Below are 243 nucleotides of genomic sequence, written 5' to 3'. Positions count from 1 at the left end.
GGCGATACCGGCCGTACGAGAACCGGCCGTACGAGTACCGGCCGTACGAGAACCGGGGATGCCGGGGACGTCGGGGATACGAGAAGGGTCCCGCGGTGCAGCGAGGCCCTTCAGGTGCGGCGGAAGCCGGCGCGCGGTGCGGTCAGCGCGCGCGCTTCGTGAGGCGCTCCACGTCCAGCAGGAAGCCCGCGCGGGCCTCCAGGCGGTGCCAGCCGCGGCCCGCGGAGTCGGCGAGCGCGTGGG

The 243-nt window shown here is 75.3% G+C and carries 1 pseudogene; it reads right to left on the bottom strand.

Features of this window, described 5'->3' with window-relative positions:
* Positions 1 to 142: 142 nt before the first annotated feature.
* A pseudogene (locus tag KVT44_RS56685) lies at positions 143 to 243 on the bottom strand (Crp/Fnr family transcriptional regulator); the annotation flags it as partial.

Origin of the sequence: Streptomyces sp. GbtcB7 (assembly GCF_019091445.1) — a bacterium.
GTDB lineage: Bacteria > Actinomycetota > Actinomycetes > Streptomycetales > Streptomycetaceae > Streptomyces > Streptomyces mirabilis.
This window is presented reverse-complemented; position numbering and strand designations above follow the sequence as displayed.